The sequence below is a fragment of the Rhizobium sp. PRIMUS64 genome (assembly GCF_023006465.1).
In the GTDB taxonomy this organism is placed as follows: domain Bacteria; phylum Pseudomonadota; class Alphaproteobacteria; order Rhizobiales; family Rhizobiaceae; genus Rhizobium; species Rhizobium leguminosarum.
The window spans coordinates 13,545-30,564 of the sequence record NZ_JALBGX010000081.1 but is presented as its reverse complement, the minus strand read 5'-3'; the positions used below and the strand labels follow the sequence as shown (position 1 = coordinate 30,564).

The 17,020-nt window shown below is 61.5% G+C and carries 18 protein-coding genes and 1 tRNA gene; 6 read left to right on the top strand and 13 right to left on the bottom strand.

The window, feature by feature from the left end:
- The 7 genes from MOV76_RS26085 to MOV76_RS26055 form a co-directional block, all read right to left on the bottom strand.
- Positions 1–228: P1 family peptidase (locus tag MOV76_RS26085; RefSeq protein ID WP_247265595.1), on the bottom strand; the 228-nt coding region annotated here is incomplete at its 3' end.
- A 129-nt stretch (positions 229–357) separates the two neighbouring features.
- A complete protein-coding gene (locus tag MOV76_RS26080) occupies positions 358–552 on the bottom strand; it encodes a hypothetical protein (RefSeq protein ID WP_003544544.1) in 195 nt (64 codons plus the stop codon).
- 522 nt (positions 553–1,074) lie between these two features.
- Positions 1,075–4,002 carry an aminotransferase gene (locus tag MOV76_RS26075; protein WP_247265594.1) on the bottom strand — a complete coding sequence of 976 codons (2,928 nt, stop codon included), beginning with the start codon at positions 4,000–4,002 and terminating at the stop codon, positions 1,075–1,077.
- A gap of 121 nt (positions 4,003–4,123) precedes the next feature.
- Positions 4,124–5,008, bottom strand: a complete 885-nt coding sequence (gene purU, locus MOV76_RS26070; RefSeq protein ID WP_018244360.1) for a formyltetrahydrofolate deformylase — start codon at positions 5,006–5,008, stop codon at positions 4,124–4,126.
- Positions 5,009–5,218: 210 nt separating this feature from the next.
- A complete protein-coding gene (locus MOV76_RS26065) occupies positions 5,219–6,235 on the bottom strand; it encodes an acyltransferase (RefSeq protein WP_028731788.1) in 1,017 nt (338 codons plus the stop codon).
- A 46-nt stretch (positions 6,236–6,281) separates the two neighbouring features.
- The gene (locus MOV76_RS26060) at positions 6,282–7,562 is read right to left on the bottom strand and encodes a hypothetical protein (protein WP_028731787.1); all 1,281 of its coding nucleotides are present in this window, start codon (positions 7,560–7,562) and stop codon (positions 6,282–6,284) included.
- 2 nt (positions 7,563–7,564) lie between these two features.
- Positions 7,565–8,614: a glycoside hydrolase family 5 protein gene (locus tag MOV76_RS26055; protein WP_028731786.1), complete on the bottom strand. Its 1,050-nt coding sequence runs from the start codon at positions 8,612–8,614 to the stop codon at positions 7,565–7,567.
- 134 nt (positions 8,615–8,748) lie between these two features.
- Between MOV76_RS26055 and MOV76_RS26050 the strand changes: the two genes are divergently transcribed.
- A complete protein-coding gene (locus MOV76_RS26050) occupies positions 8,749–10,362 on the top strand; it encodes a GumC family protein (RefSeq protein ID WP_028731785.1) in 1,614 nt (537 codons plus the stop codon).
- 59 nt (positions 10,363–10,421) lie between these two features.
- Positions 10,422–10,754 (top strand): hypothetical protein, encoded by a 333-nt coding sequence (locus MOV76_RS26045; protein ID WP_028731784.1) that lies wholly within the window; start codon positions 10,422–10,424, stop codon positions 10,752–10,754.
- Between the two features lie 260 nt (positions 10,755–11,014).
- Here MOV76_RS26045 and MOV76_RS26040 read toward each other — a convergent pair whose 3' ends face one another.
- Together MOV76_RS26040 and MOV76_RS26035 are read right to left on the bottom strand one after the other, a co-directional pair.
- Positions 11,015–11,299 (bottom strand): hypothetical protein, encoded by a 285-nt coding sequence (locus MOV76_RS26040; RefSeq protein ID WP_028731783.1) that lies wholly within the window; start codon positions 11,297–11,299, stop codon positions 11,015–11,017.
- 239 nt (positions 11,300–11,538) lie between these two features.
- A tRNA-Leu gene (locus MOV76_RS26035) sits at positions 11,539–11,625 on the bottom strand.
- Positions 11,626–11,793: 168 nt separating this feature from the next.
- Between MOV76_RS26035 and MOV76_RS26030 the strand changes: the two genes are divergently transcribed.
- The gene (locus MOV76_RS26030; RefSeq protein WP_028731782.1) at positions 11,794–12,213 is read left to right on the top strand and encodes a BA14K family protein; all 420 of its coding nucleotides are present in this window, start codon (positions 11,794–11,796) and stop codon (positions 12,211–12,213) included.
- 9 nt (positions 12,214–12,222) lie between these two features.
- Here the strand turns inward: MOV76_RS26030 and MOV76_RS26025 are convergent, their stop codons facing one another.
- Positions 12,223–12,516: a SelT/SelW/SelH family protein gene (locus MOV76_RS26025; protein WP_003544579.1), complete on the bottom strand. Its 294-nt coding sequence runs from the start codon at positions 12,514–12,516 to the stop codon at positions 12,223–12,225.
- A 204-nt stretch (positions 12,517–12,720) separates the two neighbouring features.
- Here MOV76_RS26025 and MOV76_RS26020 point away from each other — a divergent pair, with 204 nt between their 5' ends.
- The 3 genes from MOV76_RS26020 (at position 12,721) to MOV76_RS26010 (ending at position 14,596) form a co-directional block, all read left to right on the top strand.
- A complete protein-coding gene (locus MOV76_RS26020; RefSeq protein WP_247265593.1) occupies positions 12,721–13,497 on the top strand; it encodes a type 1 glutamine amidotransferase in 777 nt (258 codons plus the stop codon).
- Between the two features lie 11 nt (positions 13,498–13,508).
- Positions 13,509–14,057, top strand: coding sequence for a sugar O-acetyltransferase (locus MOV76_RS26015; RefSeq protein WP_028731780.1), 549 nt, complete (start codon positions 13,509–13,511; stop codon positions 14,055–14,057).
- Positions 14,058–14,143: 86 nt separating this feature from the next.
- Positions 14,144–14,596: a GFA family protein gene (locus MOV76_RS26010; RefSeq protein ID WP_028731779.1), complete on the top strand. Its 453-nt coding sequence runs from the start codon at positions 14,144–14,146 to the stop codon at positions 14,594–14,596.
- A 3-nt stretch (positions 14,597–14,599) separates the two neighbouring features.
- Here the strand turns inward: MOV76_RS26010 and MOV76_RS26005 are convergent, their stop codons facing one another.
- From MOV76_RS26005 to lepA, 3 genes are read right to left on the bottom strand one after another with little or no spacing between them, the layout of a single operon-like run.
- Positions 14,600–14,899, bottom strand: a complete 300-nt coding sequence (locus tag MOV76_RS26005; protein ID WP_028731778.1) for a CcdB family protein — start codon at positions 14,897–14,899, stop codon at positions 14,600–14,602.
- Entirely contained in the window at positions 14,899–15,129 is a 231-nt protein-coding gene (locus MOV76_RS26000) for a type II toxin-antitoxin system CcdA family antitoxin (RefSeq protein ID WP_028731777.1), read from the bottom strand. Before MOV76_RS26000 ends, MOV76_RS26005 begins: the two co-directional genes overlap by 1 nt.
- Positions 15,130–15,187: 58 nt before the next feature.
- Complete coding sequence (lepA, locus tag MOV76_RS25995; protein WP_017962846.1) at positions 15,188–17,020, bottom strand: translation elongation factor 4; 1,833 nt, start codon at positions 17,018–17,020, stop codon at positions 15,188–15,190.

Sequence of the window (17,020 nt, the reverse complement as noted above, 5' to 3'; positions counted from 1 at the left end):
CAAGGCCGAGCCGCCGGAGAGCACGAAGGCATCCACGGCATTGACGGTCATCGACGGATCGAGCAGGCCGGTGTCGCGCCCGCCGGGCGCACCGCCGAGCACCGTGCCGGATGCGACGGCCGGTTCGTCGAAGATGATGACCGTGACGCCGGAACCGAGCGCAAGGTCGGTTGCATGGCCGACGGAAACGCCTTCGATGTCGGTGATGAGGTTCAGAAGATCGGGCAAGGGCGGATCCTTATGCGGAAAGGCCGCCGATAGGACTGCAATTGCCCTCAAAAAACAAGACCGGCCCCATTTGGCGGGACCGGTCGGACATCGGGAAAAGCCGCGAATGCCAATAGCGGCCTCATGCCCTCAGGCATGAAGCGGCTTCGGATGACGGCGGGTCATCAGGTCATGGATGGCCAGCCGCACCTCGTCGGGCGAGCCGAAACGCTGCTCGTCGAGGTCGTGGACATGAAATTTCACGGCGATGAACTTCAGCCGGTCTTCATCGGGAATGACGATCCCGACGGGAACGCCTGCATATTCGATAACTTGCTTCTTCATAGATAGAACTCCTGCCGCGCGACATGCGCAGCCATGGCGAATTGACTTGTCTGGTACCGTTGAAAGGAGGACGAACGTCACATTCGACAGTTCGGGCGGGAGAGGGCGCCCGGACGGTCATTGCCAAGCACAGATCGCCCAAGGAGATCGGCGAGAATATCGATGTCTATCATGCTCGTTCCTTGTGTTGGCGTTGCACTTGAGAGGTCCCGGTGCAGCCCGGGGCCGGTGATGGCTGTCTTCAATAATCTACTATCTTGGTAGAGATTACCCGATAGCCTATCGGAAACATATTCCGAAACGTGTCAAAATATCGACGATCTGAAAAAATTCATTCCGTCGTAGCCCGAACTTACAGAAAGAAACATATCAGTCCTTCGTTAAATTCGCATGACAGAATCGGAAGTTCGATCGATCACAGCGGCAGACATAGGAAGCCTTGCTGTATCAGGCAATGGCCCGTTTCATTAAAAATCGACATGCCTCGAAATGACCGATTTGGTTAATGCTGGAAGCCCTGTGTCACCAGCCTTCTTCGAGCACCTTCTCCAGCATGTCCGCGAAAAAATCGGCGCTGTTGATGCTGAGGCAGAGCGGCGGTTTGATCTTCAGCACATTTTGGTGATCGCCGGTCGGCTGCATGATGACGCCGAGTTCGAGAAGCCGGTCGCAGATTGCAGCCGTCTCTTCCGTCGCCGGCTCCAGCGTCGTTCTGTCGCGGACGAATTCGAGGCCGAGATAGAGGCCCATGCCGTGCACGGCGCCCGCAATCGGATGACGGTCGATCAGCGCGGCGAGCCGCGCCTTCAGATGATCGCCGACTGTCCGGGCATTTTCCTGCAGCTTTTCCTCGGCCATGATGTCGAGCACCGCCATGCCGGCGATGCAGCTGACGGGGCTGCCGCCCGTGGAGGAAAAGAAAGAGCCCTCCTTCTCTAGCGATTGCGCAATCTCCCGCGTGGTGATGACGGCGCCGAGCGGATGGCCGTTGCCCATGCCTTTGGCGACGGTGATGATATCAGGCACGACCCCTTGCTGCTCGAAGCCCCAGAAATAATGCCCGAGCCTGGCATAGCCGACCTGCACCTCATCGGCGATGCAGAGGCCGCCGCGAGCGCGTACCTGCGCGTAGATTTCCCTGAGATAACCGTCCGGCAGCGGAATGCCGCCGGCATTGCCGTAGACCGATTCGGCGATGAAGCCCGCAAGGCCTTCGCCCGCAGCATCAATTGCCTCCAGCACCGGCGTCGCCATGCCGAGATAATCCGCTGCCGTATCGGGACCACGGAAGTCGCCGCGATAGGTGTTCGGCGAAACGACGGTATGCACCCAGTCCGGCCGGGTGGTCGGTGCCTGCGGATTGTCGGCGATCGAGGTGGAGACGGCGTCGCTCGCCGCCGACCAGCCATGATAGGCTTCGAGCAGGCAGAGCATTTTGCGCGCGCCGCTATGGGCTTGCGCCAGCCGAAGCGCCAGATCATTCGCCTCCGAGCCGCTGTTGACCAGGAAGACCGCGTCGAGCCCGTCCGGCGACAGGGCAGCGAGGCGTTCGGAAAATTCCGTGATCGCGGCATAGTGGAAGCGCGAATTCGTGTTGAGCCGCAGCCATTGGGCGTGGATCGCTGCCGCGAACCTGGGATGGCCATGGCCGAGAATGGTGACGTTGTTGACCATGTCGAGATAGGCGCGGCCCTCGACATCGAACAGATGCTCTCGCCAGCCGCGCTCGATCTGCGGCGCCGCCGCGTAATAGCTCTTCTGCGGCCTTGCGAGATGCGCCTGCCGCCTGGCGAGCAGTTCTGCGGTATCAGATCTCGGTGCATCGGCTTCCGGGCTGAGAAGGAGCGAGGGTGAGGGGCAGAGCGCCGACCAGGCCGCGGCCGTGCGCGGCGTGGCAAAAAGCGGCGGTTCGAGACCTGCGACGCTGCAAAGCTGGACGCGCAACCCGCCGAGCGACGCAGCCTCTCCGAAAACCGTGCCGAGCGGATCGCCGGCGGCCACCTCAGCTCCATCCTCGACCGAGAGATCGAGCCCATCGAGATGCAGGGTCATGCTGTCGCTGGCAAGCGTCAGATGCTGGTCCTTCCAGCCGATGCGGCCGGCAAAGGGTGCAGCAATCGCGTTGCCTGCCGCGAGGCAAATGTCGATATGCAGGGCGCAGGTTGCCTGTCCCGTCGCATTTCCCAAGCTCGCGCGGGAAAGCCGATATTCGCCATAGCGCGTCGCTGCGATGCCGTTTTCCGTTGCCACGCGGGCAAGCAGCCGCCAGTCCATGTCGGTATTCAGCCAGTTGCCGGCAGAAAAATGCGGGCTCCGCACCCCAAGATCGACATAAGCGATCCCGGCGGGATCGATGTCCGGCAGCAACGGCAGCCATCCCGATGCTTCCGGGGCGGCAACGTCTGCGCCGGCCGCCTTGAGGATCGCGGCTTCCATGAGTTCGAAGGGAACGGACATCGCCGTATCGAAGATCGCCCGCTCGTGCTTGAGGTTGCCGCGGACATAGTCATTATCGGGATCGACCGAAATCTGCTGCTCGCTGCTGGCGACGAGAATGACCGCGCGCGCGACGGTCAACGGCCAGAGCGCCTTCAGCTCCTCCTCGGTCAGCGGATAGATCGCCTGATAGGCGGTGACGGCTGGCAGGATATAAAAAGGGTCGCCATCCGCCTGATGCAGCAGCGAAGCGCATGTGACGGCGAGGTCGCCGACCAGCCAGCCGCGGATGATGTCGCCGAAATCGATCACCCCGTCGGGGATAGTATGGCCACGGGCGTCGCGGTGGCCGACGACATTGTCGCCGGTGACGTCATGATGCACGGCCTGCAGCCGAAGCGATGCCGCCAAGGGCTGGATGCGGCGAATGGCCATCACCATGGTCTTGGCGATCCGGTCGCGCGCCGCACTGTCGGTGATCGCGGACAGCAGCTGCACCGCGACCGGCCCGGCGCGCCTGAGATCCCATTGCAGGCTGCGGTCGAGACCGGGATGGTTGAAATCGGCAAGCGCCAGCGCCAGCCTGGCGCAGAGCGCGCCGAGGGCCGCAACGGAGGCCGGTGCCAGATACGTCAGTTCTGTCAGCCCCTGGCCTTCCAGATATTCCAGCAGCCGGACCTGATAGCCCCGCCCGCGCACGGTCAGGACGACGATCTCCCGCCCGTCATTAGTGGGGATCACCTGCGGAACGCGCGGCGCATCTTGCCGGCTTTTGAGGTGACGGATCGCCGCATTCTGCGCTTCGAGCTCGCGGGTCTCGTAGGCTGCATGGCAGATCTTCAGGACGTAGCGGCCACGATCGTTATCGACGCGATAGTTTCGATCCTGCTGGCTGCCGAGTTCGGTAAGCGTGCCGGATAGGCTGTAATGAGCAAGGAGTATCTCTTCCGCGTCGCTAGCGGTGACGTCGGGACGCGGCAGCGCCATGCGATCAACAAGCGCCTCGTCGGTCATGACACCCCCTCCCGCAGCATGATTCGATTACCTATTGAACGCGATAATCAAGTACTTGCCGCCGGCAGGCAACGGGAGATTGTCATTCGCCAGCAAAAGAGATGCAAGGTTTAGGCGGCGCTCAACCCATGCGTTCGGACGCGTAGCCGCCGGGGCTTGCCGGAAAGACCACGGTGCGGTTGCCGTTCAGGAAGGTGCGGTGATGGATATGGGCGTGGATGGCACGGGCCAGCACCTGGCTTTCGACGTCGCGGCCGATCGACACATAGTCGTCGGGCGACTGCGCATGGGTGATGCGCGCTGTATCCTGCTCGATGATCGGGCCCTCGTCGAGATCGGCGGTGACGTAATGCGCCGTCGCCCCGATCAGCTTCACGCCCCGGCCGTAGGCTTGTTTGTAAGGATTGGCGCCCTTGAAGCTCGGCAGGAAGGAATGGTGGATGTTGATGATCCGGCCAGACATCTTCTGGCACATCGCATCCGAAAGCACCTGCATGTAGCGGGCGAGAACGATCAGCTCCGTACCGGTCTGTTCGACGATATCCATGATCTGGCCTTCGGCCTGCAGCTTGTTCTCCTTCGTCACCTTGATGTGGTGGAAGGGGATGTCGTGGTTGACCACGACCTTCTGGTAATCGAAATGGTTGGAGACGACGCCGACGATATCGATCGGCAGTGCGCCGATCTTCCAGCGGTAGAGCAGGTCGTTGAGACAATGGCCGAAGCGCGACACCATCAACAGCACCTTCATGCGGGCGTTGCCGTCATGGATCTCGGCATCCATGGCGAACCGCTTAGAGATCGGCTCGAAGCCTTCCTTGAGTTCGGCAAGGGGCACGCCTTCCTCGGAGATGAAGCTCACTCGCGTGAAGAACTTGCCGGTATCGAGATCGTCGAACTGCGAGCTGTCGACGATGTTGCAGCCCTTGTCTGCCAGATAGCTCGAAATCGCCGCGACGATGCCGCGTGTCGATTTGCAGGATACCGTCAATACGTAACTTGTCATGTCTTTCCCTCTCCAAGGCCGCCGCCGTGCTTAGATCAAAGCCCGGGCCGCGAATAGGCCGGCGCACTTTCATTCATGCGACAAATTGCAAGAGAAACCATCACGTTTCTGCAAGTTCTCTCATTTGCCAAGTCTGAAGCTTAGGAGAAGTTGCGCGAAAAACTGTACCGTCAGCGCCGCTTGGATGCGTATTCTCGCCTTCGACGCGCTTTAGGCCGGCGGCCGGCTCGCCACGGCCGCTTTCCGGCGAGGCGTCGTGATCTCATGGATAATTGAGCCGCCGATCGACGAGAGCACCAGCGAGAGGATGACGAAGAGCACGGGCTGCTGCAGGATGCCGATCGGCAGCCGATCGGCGGCGACCCTCAGAAAAGCCAGCGTGAAGGCGTGGGTGATATAGATGCTGTAGGAGCAGTCGCCGAGGTAGTTCAGCCATCCCACAACCGGCAGCCTGGAAAAATCGATGGAGACGGCGCCGTAGATGATGAAGATCGCCGGAATACCCCAGGCGTAGAACCGGCTTTCCGGCGGCATCAGCGCCTCGTTGATGAAGAGAAAGGCGAAGCCGATGGCAAGGGCCGCCCAAGCCCAGCGGTTCGGCAGCAGGACCTTCTGTCCGTAGAGCCAGCCGAGCACGACACCGGCGAGAAACTCCAGCATGATCGGCTCGCGGTAGAACCGGCTCACAGTCGTTTCCGGCAGCAGCCGGCAGGTGATCAGGATAACGGCAAAGACGGCAAACATCGCGGGGATGCGGCGAACTTCCTGCAGCGGCAGCAGAAGCGCAAAGACCAAGTAGAAGAACATTTCGTAATTCAGCGTCCAGCCCGGAACGACCACCGGCGTGATCGTGCTGGGATCGGCGGGATTGGCCCATGGCAGGAAGAACAGCGAGGCAATGAGATGCGGCAGGTCGAACACCGTCGATTTCAACAATGACGGGGCCACCAGCGCCACAGTCGCCGAAAACAGTGTCGCCAGCCAGTAGAGCGGCACGATCCTTTTGATGCGCCGCCGGGCGAAATCGACCGGGCTCATCGCGCGTCCGCTCGTCGTCAGCCACATCACGAAACCGCTCAGGACGAAGAAGATGTCGACGCCGGTTTCGCCATAGATGAAGGCGGTGGCGTCGACCGCGGGATTGACCTTGGCAAGCTGCAATATCGCGTGGAAATAGACGACCATCAGCGCCGCGATGGCGCGCAGATATTGAAGCTGGACAAGCATCGAGCGTCTTGCTCCCTCGGGCTCGCGCGGACAGGCGCCGCTGCGGTCAACTCAATACATCTGCCGGACGACCCTGCCGGATGCGCGGGCTGTCGTGGAAGCGCATATATCCGACGACGAACCATAGGAGACCGGCGATCTTCATCGAGAAGACCGCGGTTCCCCCGATCATCATATTCAGAAAAATGAAAAGAGAAAGTGAATGGGCGCAGCGCCGCTGCGCCGCCGTGCGCCCGGCGGGAAAGAGGCAGACGAACAGCCACAAGGCGATGACGCCGAAGATCGTCGCCGCGTAGATCAGGTAGACATAGCCGCTGTCGGCGAATTCGGCGACCCGGTCGACCGAAAGTCCAAGGATGGCAAGCGGATCGAGCTCCATGATCTTCTTCATCGTCAGGTTGATGCGGCCGGTGAAATTGTCGCCCGTCGCATTGGGTTTCATCACGTAGACGAGGAAGCCGGCGGCGACGATCAGCGGCATCAGCGCCAGATTGAAATTCTTCGGGATCTTCGGAAAGACGAAGTAGCCGACGATGCAGGCAAAGCAGAAGATCAGCATCGTGCGTGTGTCGTTCGTCACCAGGATCAGCACGGCCGTGCTGATCATCAGCAACCGGTCCCAGCGGCCAAGCCTCTCCCACATCGAAATCAGGTAGACCGCGATCACGCCGCAGAAATTGGCCAGCGATACCTGTTCGAGGAAGATCGAGGAAGAACGATGGTCGATGATGCCGAAGGAGAAGCGCTCGGGAAAGCCGAGCGCGTTCTGAAAGAGGCCCGTCGTGTTGTAGCTCAGCGGCAGCAGCCCACGCGTATTGGCGAAATAATCGGACGGGTGGACGATGCTGACATAGAACGGCACGCTGATGATCTCGAAGATCAGGAAGATCATGACGGCAAGACTTGCCCAGCGAAAGGCGAGCTTCATCGTTTTCTCGTTGCTCCAGCCGCCGAGCCCGGTAAAGCAGAAGATGATCAGCACGTTGCGGAAGTGATCGATGAACAGCATGCGGTTGAGCACGCTGACATAGATGGTCACGATGAGCGTGAACAGCAGGAACAGGAAGGCCGGCAGGTCAGTCTCGTAGATCCCCTTGTGCAGGATGTAGATGATGGCGCTCGCCATGATCAGGCCTTCGCTGGCGGCGACATGCGTCATCGAAAGCGGCACGATGTTGTGGTTGATGAAGGCCAGAATGCCGTTGTAGAGCACGGAGAGCAGGCCGAGCCAGAGCACCGTATGATCGGTGCGTGATGCCCCGCGGGCAGCATCGAGCCGGTTGCCGGCTACAGTGAATGTCGCTGTCCTGTGATCGGCGACTGCCATGCTCATTTCCCCGCAGGCTTGACGGCGGAGCAAGTGCCGGTATCGGCTTTTGCCGCCTCGGCAAGAAGCCGCATCTGCGGCCGCTCGGGGCCCTTGCGCGGCTGGACGTTGAAGGGCTCGTCCGCCGGCCACCATTCGCCGGCCGCCCAGTAGGACCAGCCGAGCCAGACGTCGCTATTATCAGTCATGGTGGCGTAGATTTCGGTCAACCCGCTCATGCAGTCCTTGTCGTCGGAGGCGCCGAATTCACCGAGAAAGCCGCGCTTGTGGTTCCGCTTCAGCCAGGTGGTCACCCCGGCGATCGCCTCGACCGCAGCAGTCGAGCCTTCGCAGGTCGGATGGGTGCCGGAGGAATCGGCATCGAGATACTGGTGGACCTCATAGGCGTAGAAATCGAGCGGATCGCGCACACCGAGCATCACCGTGCCATTAGCGCCGCCGATCACATCCTTTTCCCAGCTTGACGCGCCGCTCCAGGCTGTGCCCGGCACGAGGATGAGGTTGCGGGCGCCGACGGCGCGGATGCTGCGGATCGCCGCATTGGCGGCATCCAGCCAGTCGGTCGCCTTGATGTCGTGCGGTTCGTTCATCAGGCCGAAGAGAACACCGTCCTGATTGGCGAATTCGACGGCGAGCCTTGCCCAGAAATCCCCGAAGGCGGCATCCGTTGCCGGCGCCGTGCCGACCTGGGTCTTGTCGTAATAGCCGAAATTATGCGGGTCGAGCAGAACCGCCATGCCGTGTTTGCGAATGAGGCCGATGGTATCTTTGAGCCGCTTGAGCTCGTCCTCGTCGAGCCGCCCGCCGAGCGCGGACTGCAGCCGCTCCCAGCGGAAGGGCAGTCGGATGATCGTCATGCCCTTTTTGGCGAAATAGCTAATCGTGTCTTCGCCGGGATAGGTATAGTTGGTGCCATAGATGCCGCCGCGCTCGCCATATTCGCCGCCGGACAAATTGACGCCGCGATAACAGGGAGCCCCAGCCGCAAGGGCCGGCGACGGGGTGAGAGCGGCCGCAAGCAGCAGCGCTGTCAGATGTCGTGTCGTCCTCATGGTTATCCTCGCTATCGCGGCAATCGCAACGTCGGCGTCGCTGAAGTTATTTTAACGGTCCGTTAGCTAAGAATTTCTAAAGTATCAGCACCTCGGCTTCAGTCTTTCACGCTGGGCGGGACACGAGTGCGCGTATGAACCAGTATGACAGGAACAGGGTAAGCCGGCTCCCTGGCTGGCGCAGTTTTGAGCCATCTCAGACTGCGCCGGAAGGCGTGCGCATGCGCAGTCCCGTCATCCGCCCGGATGATTTCGTCCGGCCGTCGCCCGAACCCGCTTCGCCCCCTTTCGTGCCGCCGGCAAGTATTGCGGAAACCCGCCAATATGAGCGTCCGGCACCTCCGCCGCCGCTTCCAAAACAACCTGTCGTCGAAGCGCCGTCGAACGCAGCATCCGCGCCTGCCGCACCACTTCTCGACCTCCGCTCGAGTATCGCCGCGATCTGGAGCCGACGGCTGATCGTGCTGGGCCTGGCGCTTCTCGGAGCTGTGGCAGGCGGGGCGGTGGCGCCGCGCATCGCCCAGAAATTCACCGCCGTCAGTAGCCTCTATTTCGACCCGCGCCAGATCGGCCTTGCCGATACCAGCGCGCAATCTTCGGGTCCCTCGCCGGAAATGATCTCGGCGCTGATCGATAGCCAGGTGCAGATCCTGACCTCGGGCAATGTGCTGCGGCGCGTCGCTGAAGCCATGAAGCTCGACCAGGATCCCGAATTCACCGGCGGCCGCACGGATGGCGCCGCCGTGATAGGCACACTGCAAAAGGCGCTGGTCATCACCCGTGAGGCCGGCACCTATGTCGTCTCGCTTGCCGCCACGACCAATGATCCCGAAAAATCCGCAAGGCTTGCCAACCAGGTCGTCACCTCCTTCACCGAGGAAGAGAACAGCGCCTCGAACGGCATTTACGAAAACACCTCCTCGACACTTGATGGACGCCTCAACGACCTGCGCCAGAAGGTGCTGGAGGCCGAACAGGCAGTCGAAACCTTCCGCGCCGACAACGACATGGCCGCGACAGAAGGTAACCTGATCTCCGACCAGCGGCTCGTCTCGCTGAACACGATGCTGGTGACGGCACAGGAAAAGACCATCCAGGCGAAGGCGCGCGCCGATGCCGTCGCCAATCTCCGCGTCGAGGACATCGTCGCCGGAAACCAGGCGGAGGGCGGCGTCACCTCGCCGCTGGTCAGCCTGCGTCAGCAATATGCCACCCAGGCCGCCGCCGTCGGCAGCCTCGAAAGCCAGATGGGCACGCGTCATCCGCGCCTGCAGGCGGCCCGCTCGTCGCTCCAGAGCATATCAGGCGAAATCAAGGGTGAATTGCAGCGTCTCGCCACCTCGGCAAGGGGCGAATACGAGCAGGCGAAGGCGGCCGAGGACAGCATCGCCAAGGAACTTGCCGTGCAGAAGGCGCTGCAGGCGAGTACCTCCGACAAGCAGGTGGAATTGAACGAATTGCAGCGCAAGGCGACGGCGGCGCGCGATATTTACGAGACGGTGCTGAAACGCTCTGGCCAGACGAGCGAGGAGCAGAACTTCAACCAGAGTAACATTCGCGTCATTTCGCCGGCCGAGCCGCCGGTCAAGGGAGACGGTCCCGGAAAGACGATTCTATTGGTTGCCGGCGTCATCGGCGGTTTTCTCGCCGGTTTCGTCATCGGCGCCGGTTCTGCGATCCTTGCCGGTCTCTTCGGACATCCCGTCATCAGAAGTTATTTCAGGAAGTCCCCCGCTGCGGCCGCTTGATGACGGTCGTCGGTTTTCCTACATCGGAAGAGCGGCCAATTGCCGGCAGGAGAGTTCCCATGCGGCTGTTGATGATGCTTCTGATATCGCTCGTTGCCGTCTCGAGCCTCGCACCACCGTCCGCCTTTGCCGTCGACTGGACGAAATCCGTCGATTCCGGCGTTCAACCCCTCTATCCCTATAAGGGTCTTCCCGGCGTCAAGGCGCAGCCGGACAAGAAAGAGGAGGATTCCTACAATTGCCGCACCGAAACCGTGCAGATCCGCCGCCGTTACGACGAGATCTTCCGCTCCGGCGGCATGCCGACGCTGATGTATGTCTGCGAACGCGACGGCTTCATCTCGATGGACGACAAGGTCCCGCTGCGCGGCCACTATCAGCCGGTGCGGTGAACGCTTCGGGCCGACTGCTGCAATGTCGCGCTGTTGTGGTGGACTCCAGTGGCTGACGGCACAGACAGCGGCTGACCTGGATAGGGCGGCGCCGGACCCATTCCGCCGGCCGATGGCTGCGGACAAAGGCGAGCGCGTCGGCAGAAAGAAAAAATCCCACTTCGGGATCTCGAAATTCCCCCGCTTCGGGATTCCGAAGTGCTACATAGATTATGGTGGGAGTTCCCAGGCGCTGCCATACCTTGGTCGGATCGTTGCGGCTAAGTCTCCAGATTAAGCTGGAGTGGAGCGTCGTCTGCCTTGACGACCTTGGACTTGCGCTTTGTTGCCGCACGGCGTGCTGGCTTGGTGGTTTTCGGCAGAGTGTCGGAGCCGAACTCGTCTGCCTCGGAGCTGGGCAGCAGCAGGCCGGCCGCAGGCGCCGCAGCGGCTACCTCAATGACCGGCTTGGGGGGCGGTATTTCAATGGCCGGCTTGGCAGCTGACACCTCGCGGACCTTTATAGGCTCGGGGTGGCTGGCGGCGGGTGCGGCGTATCGGATCATCAGCAAGACTCCATTTTGTTCGCTTTATGTTCGCATTTGGGGGTGAGGGAGTCAATGCAGGCCAGCTATCAAGAGCGGCGGGAATAAGCGTCTAGAAATGAGGACTTCGGAGAATTCTTGGGAGCTATTGAGCGAACAAGCCCTTGCGCGCATCGCGACTGGCCTTTGTTGCAAGGCACCTGCGCAACTTTAGTTGAAAAGGCTTAACTCCTTGATCTTGGTAGCGATCAAGAATGGAATGGTGCCCAGAAGAGGACTCGAACCTCCACACCCTTTCGGGTACCAGCACCTGAAGCTGGCGCGTCTACCAATTCCGCCATCTGGGCGACGGAGAGCGATGTAAGGGGGTGGCCCCTGACTGTCAACTGGGTTTTTGAAGTTTTTCTGACAGTTGGCGAAAAAGCGGCCGATCACATGCGAGGGAGCGCCGAAGGGTGGGCATAGCGCTCCGGTTGGCACGCCCTATATAGAGGAAATATCGAAAGGAATGCATCATGCTTGCTCCCCGCACGCTTCTGCTCGCCGGTCTCTTGGCCGTTTTGTCACCCGCCGTCGCCGGGGCCGATTCGCTGAAGCTGGGCAAGCCCGGGGTCGGGCCGCTCAATACCGGCTCGACGCTTTGCGATTTTCGCGGCTGCTTCGGGTTCGGGCCGCAGCAATGGCATCGCCCCGCCTATGTCCAGCCGAACTACCGCCCGCGCGGCGCGGGGCCGACCTATTACCGGCCGGGCGCTGCCGGGCCGCCGCAGCTGACCTATGATCCGCCGCCGGTGCAAAGGGTGCAGCCGAAGGCGCGCGACATGAACAGCCATGCCGCCTGGTGCAGCAACGAGTACCGCTCCTACAATCCGCGGACGGATCGGTTCCTCACCTATGAGGGCATCTACAAGACCTGCCGCTCGCCCTATCGCTGATCGTCGTGATTAGCTTTCGAGCGAGGCGCGGTCGACATGGCCGAGATCTCGGCCGGGCTCGACGATGTCGCGGACCCGCTGCTTCAGCTCCTTCGGCCCGGGAAAGCCGCCGTCGCGCTTGCGCTCCCAGATCAGATCGCCATTGACGCGGATCTCGAAATTGCCGCCGGTGGCGGGGATCAGCGCCACTTCACCGAGGCTGTCGGAAAAGGTGTGCAGAAGCTCCTGCGCCATCCAGCTGGCGCGCAGCAGCCAGTTGCACTGGGTGCAGTAGAGGATCGTGACGCGGGCTTTTTCGGTCATGGCGATGTCCTTTCGTTTGTTGAGATTTAAGCCCTGTGGCGCGTGCGCGCAATCGCCCTCGCTAGAGCATGATGCCGAAAAGTGTGAGCGGTTTTCGGGCGACATCATGCTCCAACTATTTAATTAAGAACAGGATTCAGATTTTGGGCCGAACCGGCCTAAAGCCTGAATCCTGTTCTGGCGTCTTGCGCGCCGTCCTCCGCCATGGTCTCTTCCGATGGTCGGCCATACCAGGAAGAGCCCATGCGCGTCGCAGTCATCGAAAATATGCGAAATACCGGCCTCGGCGCGCTTGCCGCAGCGCTCGACGAGGCGGGAGCGGAGATCGAGTGGTTCCGGGTGTGGCAGGACGGCATCCTGCCGCTGGATATATCGGGCCATGACGCGCTGGTCGTTCTCGGCGGCGAGCAGAGCGCGCTGGATGACGAAACCCATCCCTATCTGCCGGAGCTCGCCCGGCTCACGCGCCGCTTCGGCGATGCCGGCAAGGCCGTGCTCGGCATCTGCCTCGGCAGCCAGATTCTCGCCCGCGCTTATGGCGCCGACAATCACTTAGGGATCGCTCGCGAATTCGGCTGGCACCGGATCGGCGTCACCGTCGATGGCCGGGCCGATCCGCTGCTGTCGGCGCTTGGCGGCGAGTTCACCATCTTCGAATGGCATGCCGACACGTTTTCCCTGCCTGAGGGCGCGGTGCGTCTCGCCTCGAGCCCCGTCGCCGAGAACCAGGCCTTCCGCATCGGTCGCGCCGTCTATGGCACCCAGTTCCATTTCGAGGCCAATTCGGACGTCGTCGAGCAATGGAAGGCCGAATTTCCCGACACGATCGCGCGTATTGCGCCGGGCTGGCTGGAGAACCATGCAGAGCTGGCGGCAAGGCATGGCGGAGCCGCCGATGCCGCGGGCCTTGCCATTGCGCGCGCCTGGGTCAGCCTGATCGAACGGGAAGACGTCGAAATGCTGTCGCAGGCCTCGGCGTGAGGGGTGATGCGATGGCGGCCAGTGAACGCGAAAAGATGGCGGCAGGCGAATGGTATTGCTGCCTCGATGACGAGCTCGATCTCTTGCGCCGGCAGGCGCGCATGGTCGTCCATGCGCACAACACGCTGCCGCCGGATGAGCGCGGCGCGATGGCGCCGGCCCTGAGGGCACTCTTTGCGCAGGCAGCACTCAATGTCTTCATCGAAGCACCGTTTCACTGCTCCTACGGCATCAACATCACTCTCGGCGAACGCGTCTATTTCAATGCCGGCTGCACCATCCTCGATTCCGGCCGGGTGACGATCGGTGATCGCAGCATGTTCGGCCCGGGGGTGCAGATCTATTGCGCCGAGCATCACAAGGAGCCGGCGCTTCGCAGCATGGGCATCGAGATCGCTCGGCCAGTCACCATCGGCAACGACGTCTGGATCGGTGGCAGCGCCATCATCCTCGGCGGCGTCACCATCGGCGACGGTGCGATTGTCGGCGCCGGTGCGGTGGTCACCAGGGATGTGCCGGCCGGCGCAACCGTAGTCGGCAATCCGGCCCGCATCCGCTAACGCCGGCTCCTATCCCGTGATGGCCCCTCGCCATCTCGACAGCGGCGATCATTCCGCTAGATCAGAGGGCAAAACGGGAGGGAAGCATGAACGAACTGAATTTACCGATGGAGGGTGGCTGCCGTTGCGGCCGGGTGCGATTGAAGATCAGCGCTCCGCCGCTGCTCACCATGGCCTGCCATTGCACGGGGTGCCAGAAGATGACATCAAGCGCCTATTCGCTGAGTGCGGCCATCCCAAGCGAAGGCTTCGAGGTGACGCAAGGCGAGCCGGTGATCGGCGGCCTGCATGGCGTCACGAAGCATTATTTCTGCCCGCATTGCATGAGCTGGATGTTCACCCGGCCGGAAGGCATGGACTGGTTCGTCAATCTGCGCGCGACCATGCTCGACGATCCGAGCTGGTTCACGCCCTTCATCGAAACCTGGACAAGCGAGAAGCTGTCCTTCGCCGAGACCGGGGCGGTGTACAGCTACGCGGCGCTGCCCGAAATGGACGCCTATGAGGGGCTGGTGAAGGAATATATGGGCAGGGGATGAGGCTCAGAAACCCTGGAAGAGAAAATCGACGGCGGCGATAATTCGATCACTGTCGGCGGTAAGATCCGCCACCACGCCTCCAATCTCCTTTACGGAAATTGCGCCGGTGAATTGGGTAGCCATCACATAGGGCAGGTCATTGATCACGAATTGTGGATTGAGCTGACGCATGATTTTGGGAAGCGCTTGCAATGGAAGCATCGGCGCCAGGGTCCGCGTTGTCAGCTCACCAAGCAAGTCGAACTGCAGATCGAGGGCAAGCGCGTCGGTATGCATGAGATTGTAAACATGAAACCGAGCCATCAGAACTGTCGATATTTCTGAAACGGCAGACCGTGCTTTTCGACATAGGCATTGGAAGCGGCAATAGCCTCGGCGTTCTCGATACGCCAAAGCCGCTCGCGCTCCGCCTTTATGGCCTGTGCGATACCATCTTCCGCCGCCCGGGATATGTTGATCTTGAGCTCGCGCGCCTGGGAAACGAGACCTTCATCAAGAGAAAGGTTCGCTGCTTTTCTCGTCTGCTGAGCCATAACGATCTCCGCAATCTTATGCGCACATCGTATGCGCATAAGATACCGTTGAGAAGCGTTATTCGTCGCCCATCTTCAGCGCGGCGATGAAGGCTTCCTGGGGGATCTCCACCTTGCCGAACTGGCGCATGCGCTTCTTGCCGGCCTTCTGCTTGTCGAGCAGCTTGCGCTTGCGGGTGGCGTCGCCGCCGTAGCATTTCGCGGTGACGTCCTTGCGCAGCGCCGAGATCGTCTCGCGGGCAATGACGTTGCCGCCGATCGCGGCCTGGATCGGGATCTTGAACATGTGCTTCGGGATCAGCTCCTTGAGCTTCTCACACATGTCGCGGCCGCGCTTTTCGGCAGCCGTCCGGTGCACCATCATCGACAGCGCGTCGACCGGTTCGCCGTTGACGAGGATCGACATCTTTACGAGGTTGCCCTCGCGGTGGTCGGTCAGCGTGTAGTCGAAGGAGGCATAGCCCTTCGAGATCGACTTCAGCCGGTCGTAGAAATCGAACACGACTTCGTTGAGAGGCAGGTCGTAGGTCAGCATCGCGCGCGTGCCGACATAGGTGAGTTCGATCTGGATGCCGCGCCGGTCCTGGCAGAGCTTCAGGATACTGCCGAGATAGTCGTCGGGCGTCAGGATCGTCGCGCGGATCCACGGCTCGTGGATTTCCGAGATCTTGACGACATCTGGCATGTCGGCCGGATTGTGCAGCTCACGCTCCGTGCCGTCGGTCATGTACATCTTGTAGACGACGGAGGGTGCGGTGGCGATGAGGTCGAGGTCGAACTCGCGCTCCAGCCGTTCCTGGATGATTTCGAGATGCAGCAGGCCGAGGAAGCCGCAGCGGAAACCGAAGCCGAGTGCCGCCGATGATTCCATTTCGAAGGAGAAGGAGGCGTCGTTGAGGCGAAGCTTGCCCATGGCGGCGCGCAGATCCTCGAAATCGGCGGCATCGACCGGGAAGAGGCCACAGAACACCACCGGCTGGGCCGGCTTGAAGCCCGGCAGCGCCTGGGCCGTCGGCCGCTTGTCTTCGGTGATCGTGTCGCCGACGCGGGTATCGGCCACTTCCTTGATCGAGGCGGTGATGAAGCCGATCTCGCCGGGGCCGAGGCGGTCGATATTGACCATCTTCGGCGTCAGCACGCCGACGCGCTCCACCTGGTATTTCGCATCGGTGCCCATCATCCGCACCGTCTGGCCCTTGGTCAGCACGCCGTCGATGACGCGGACCAGAACCATGACGCCGAGATAGGCGTCGTACCAGCTGTCGACCAGCAGCGCCTTCAGCGGCGCCTTTTCGCCGCCCGGGCTCTTCGGCGCCGGCAGCTTGTGGACGATCGCCTCCAGCACGTCGGGAATGCCAAGGCCGGTCTTTGCCGAAATCAGCACCGCCTCCGAAGCGTCGATGCCGATCACTTCCTCGATCTGCTCCTTGATGCGGTCGGGTTCGGCGGCCGGCAGGTCGATCTTGTTGAGGACGGTGACGATCTCGTGATTGTTGTCGATCGCCTGGTAGACGTTGGCGAGTGTCTGCGCTTCGACGCCCTGGCTGGCATCGACGACAAGCAGCGAACCCTCGCAGGCCGACAGCGACCGCGAGACTTCATAGGCGAAGTCGACGTGGCCGGGCGTGTCGATCAGGTTGAGAATGTATTTCTCGCCGTTATTAGCCTGGTAGTGCAGGCGCACGGTCTGGGCCTTGATGGTGATGCCGCGCTCGCGCTCGATATCCATATTGTCGAGCACCTGCTCGGACATTTCGCGCTCGGCAAGGCCGCCCGTCGTCTGGATCAGGCGGTCGGCCAGCGTCGATTTGCCGTGGTCGATATGGGCCACGATCGAAAAGTTGCGGATATGGGACAGCGGAGTGGTGGAATTGGTGCTCATGCGCGCCAT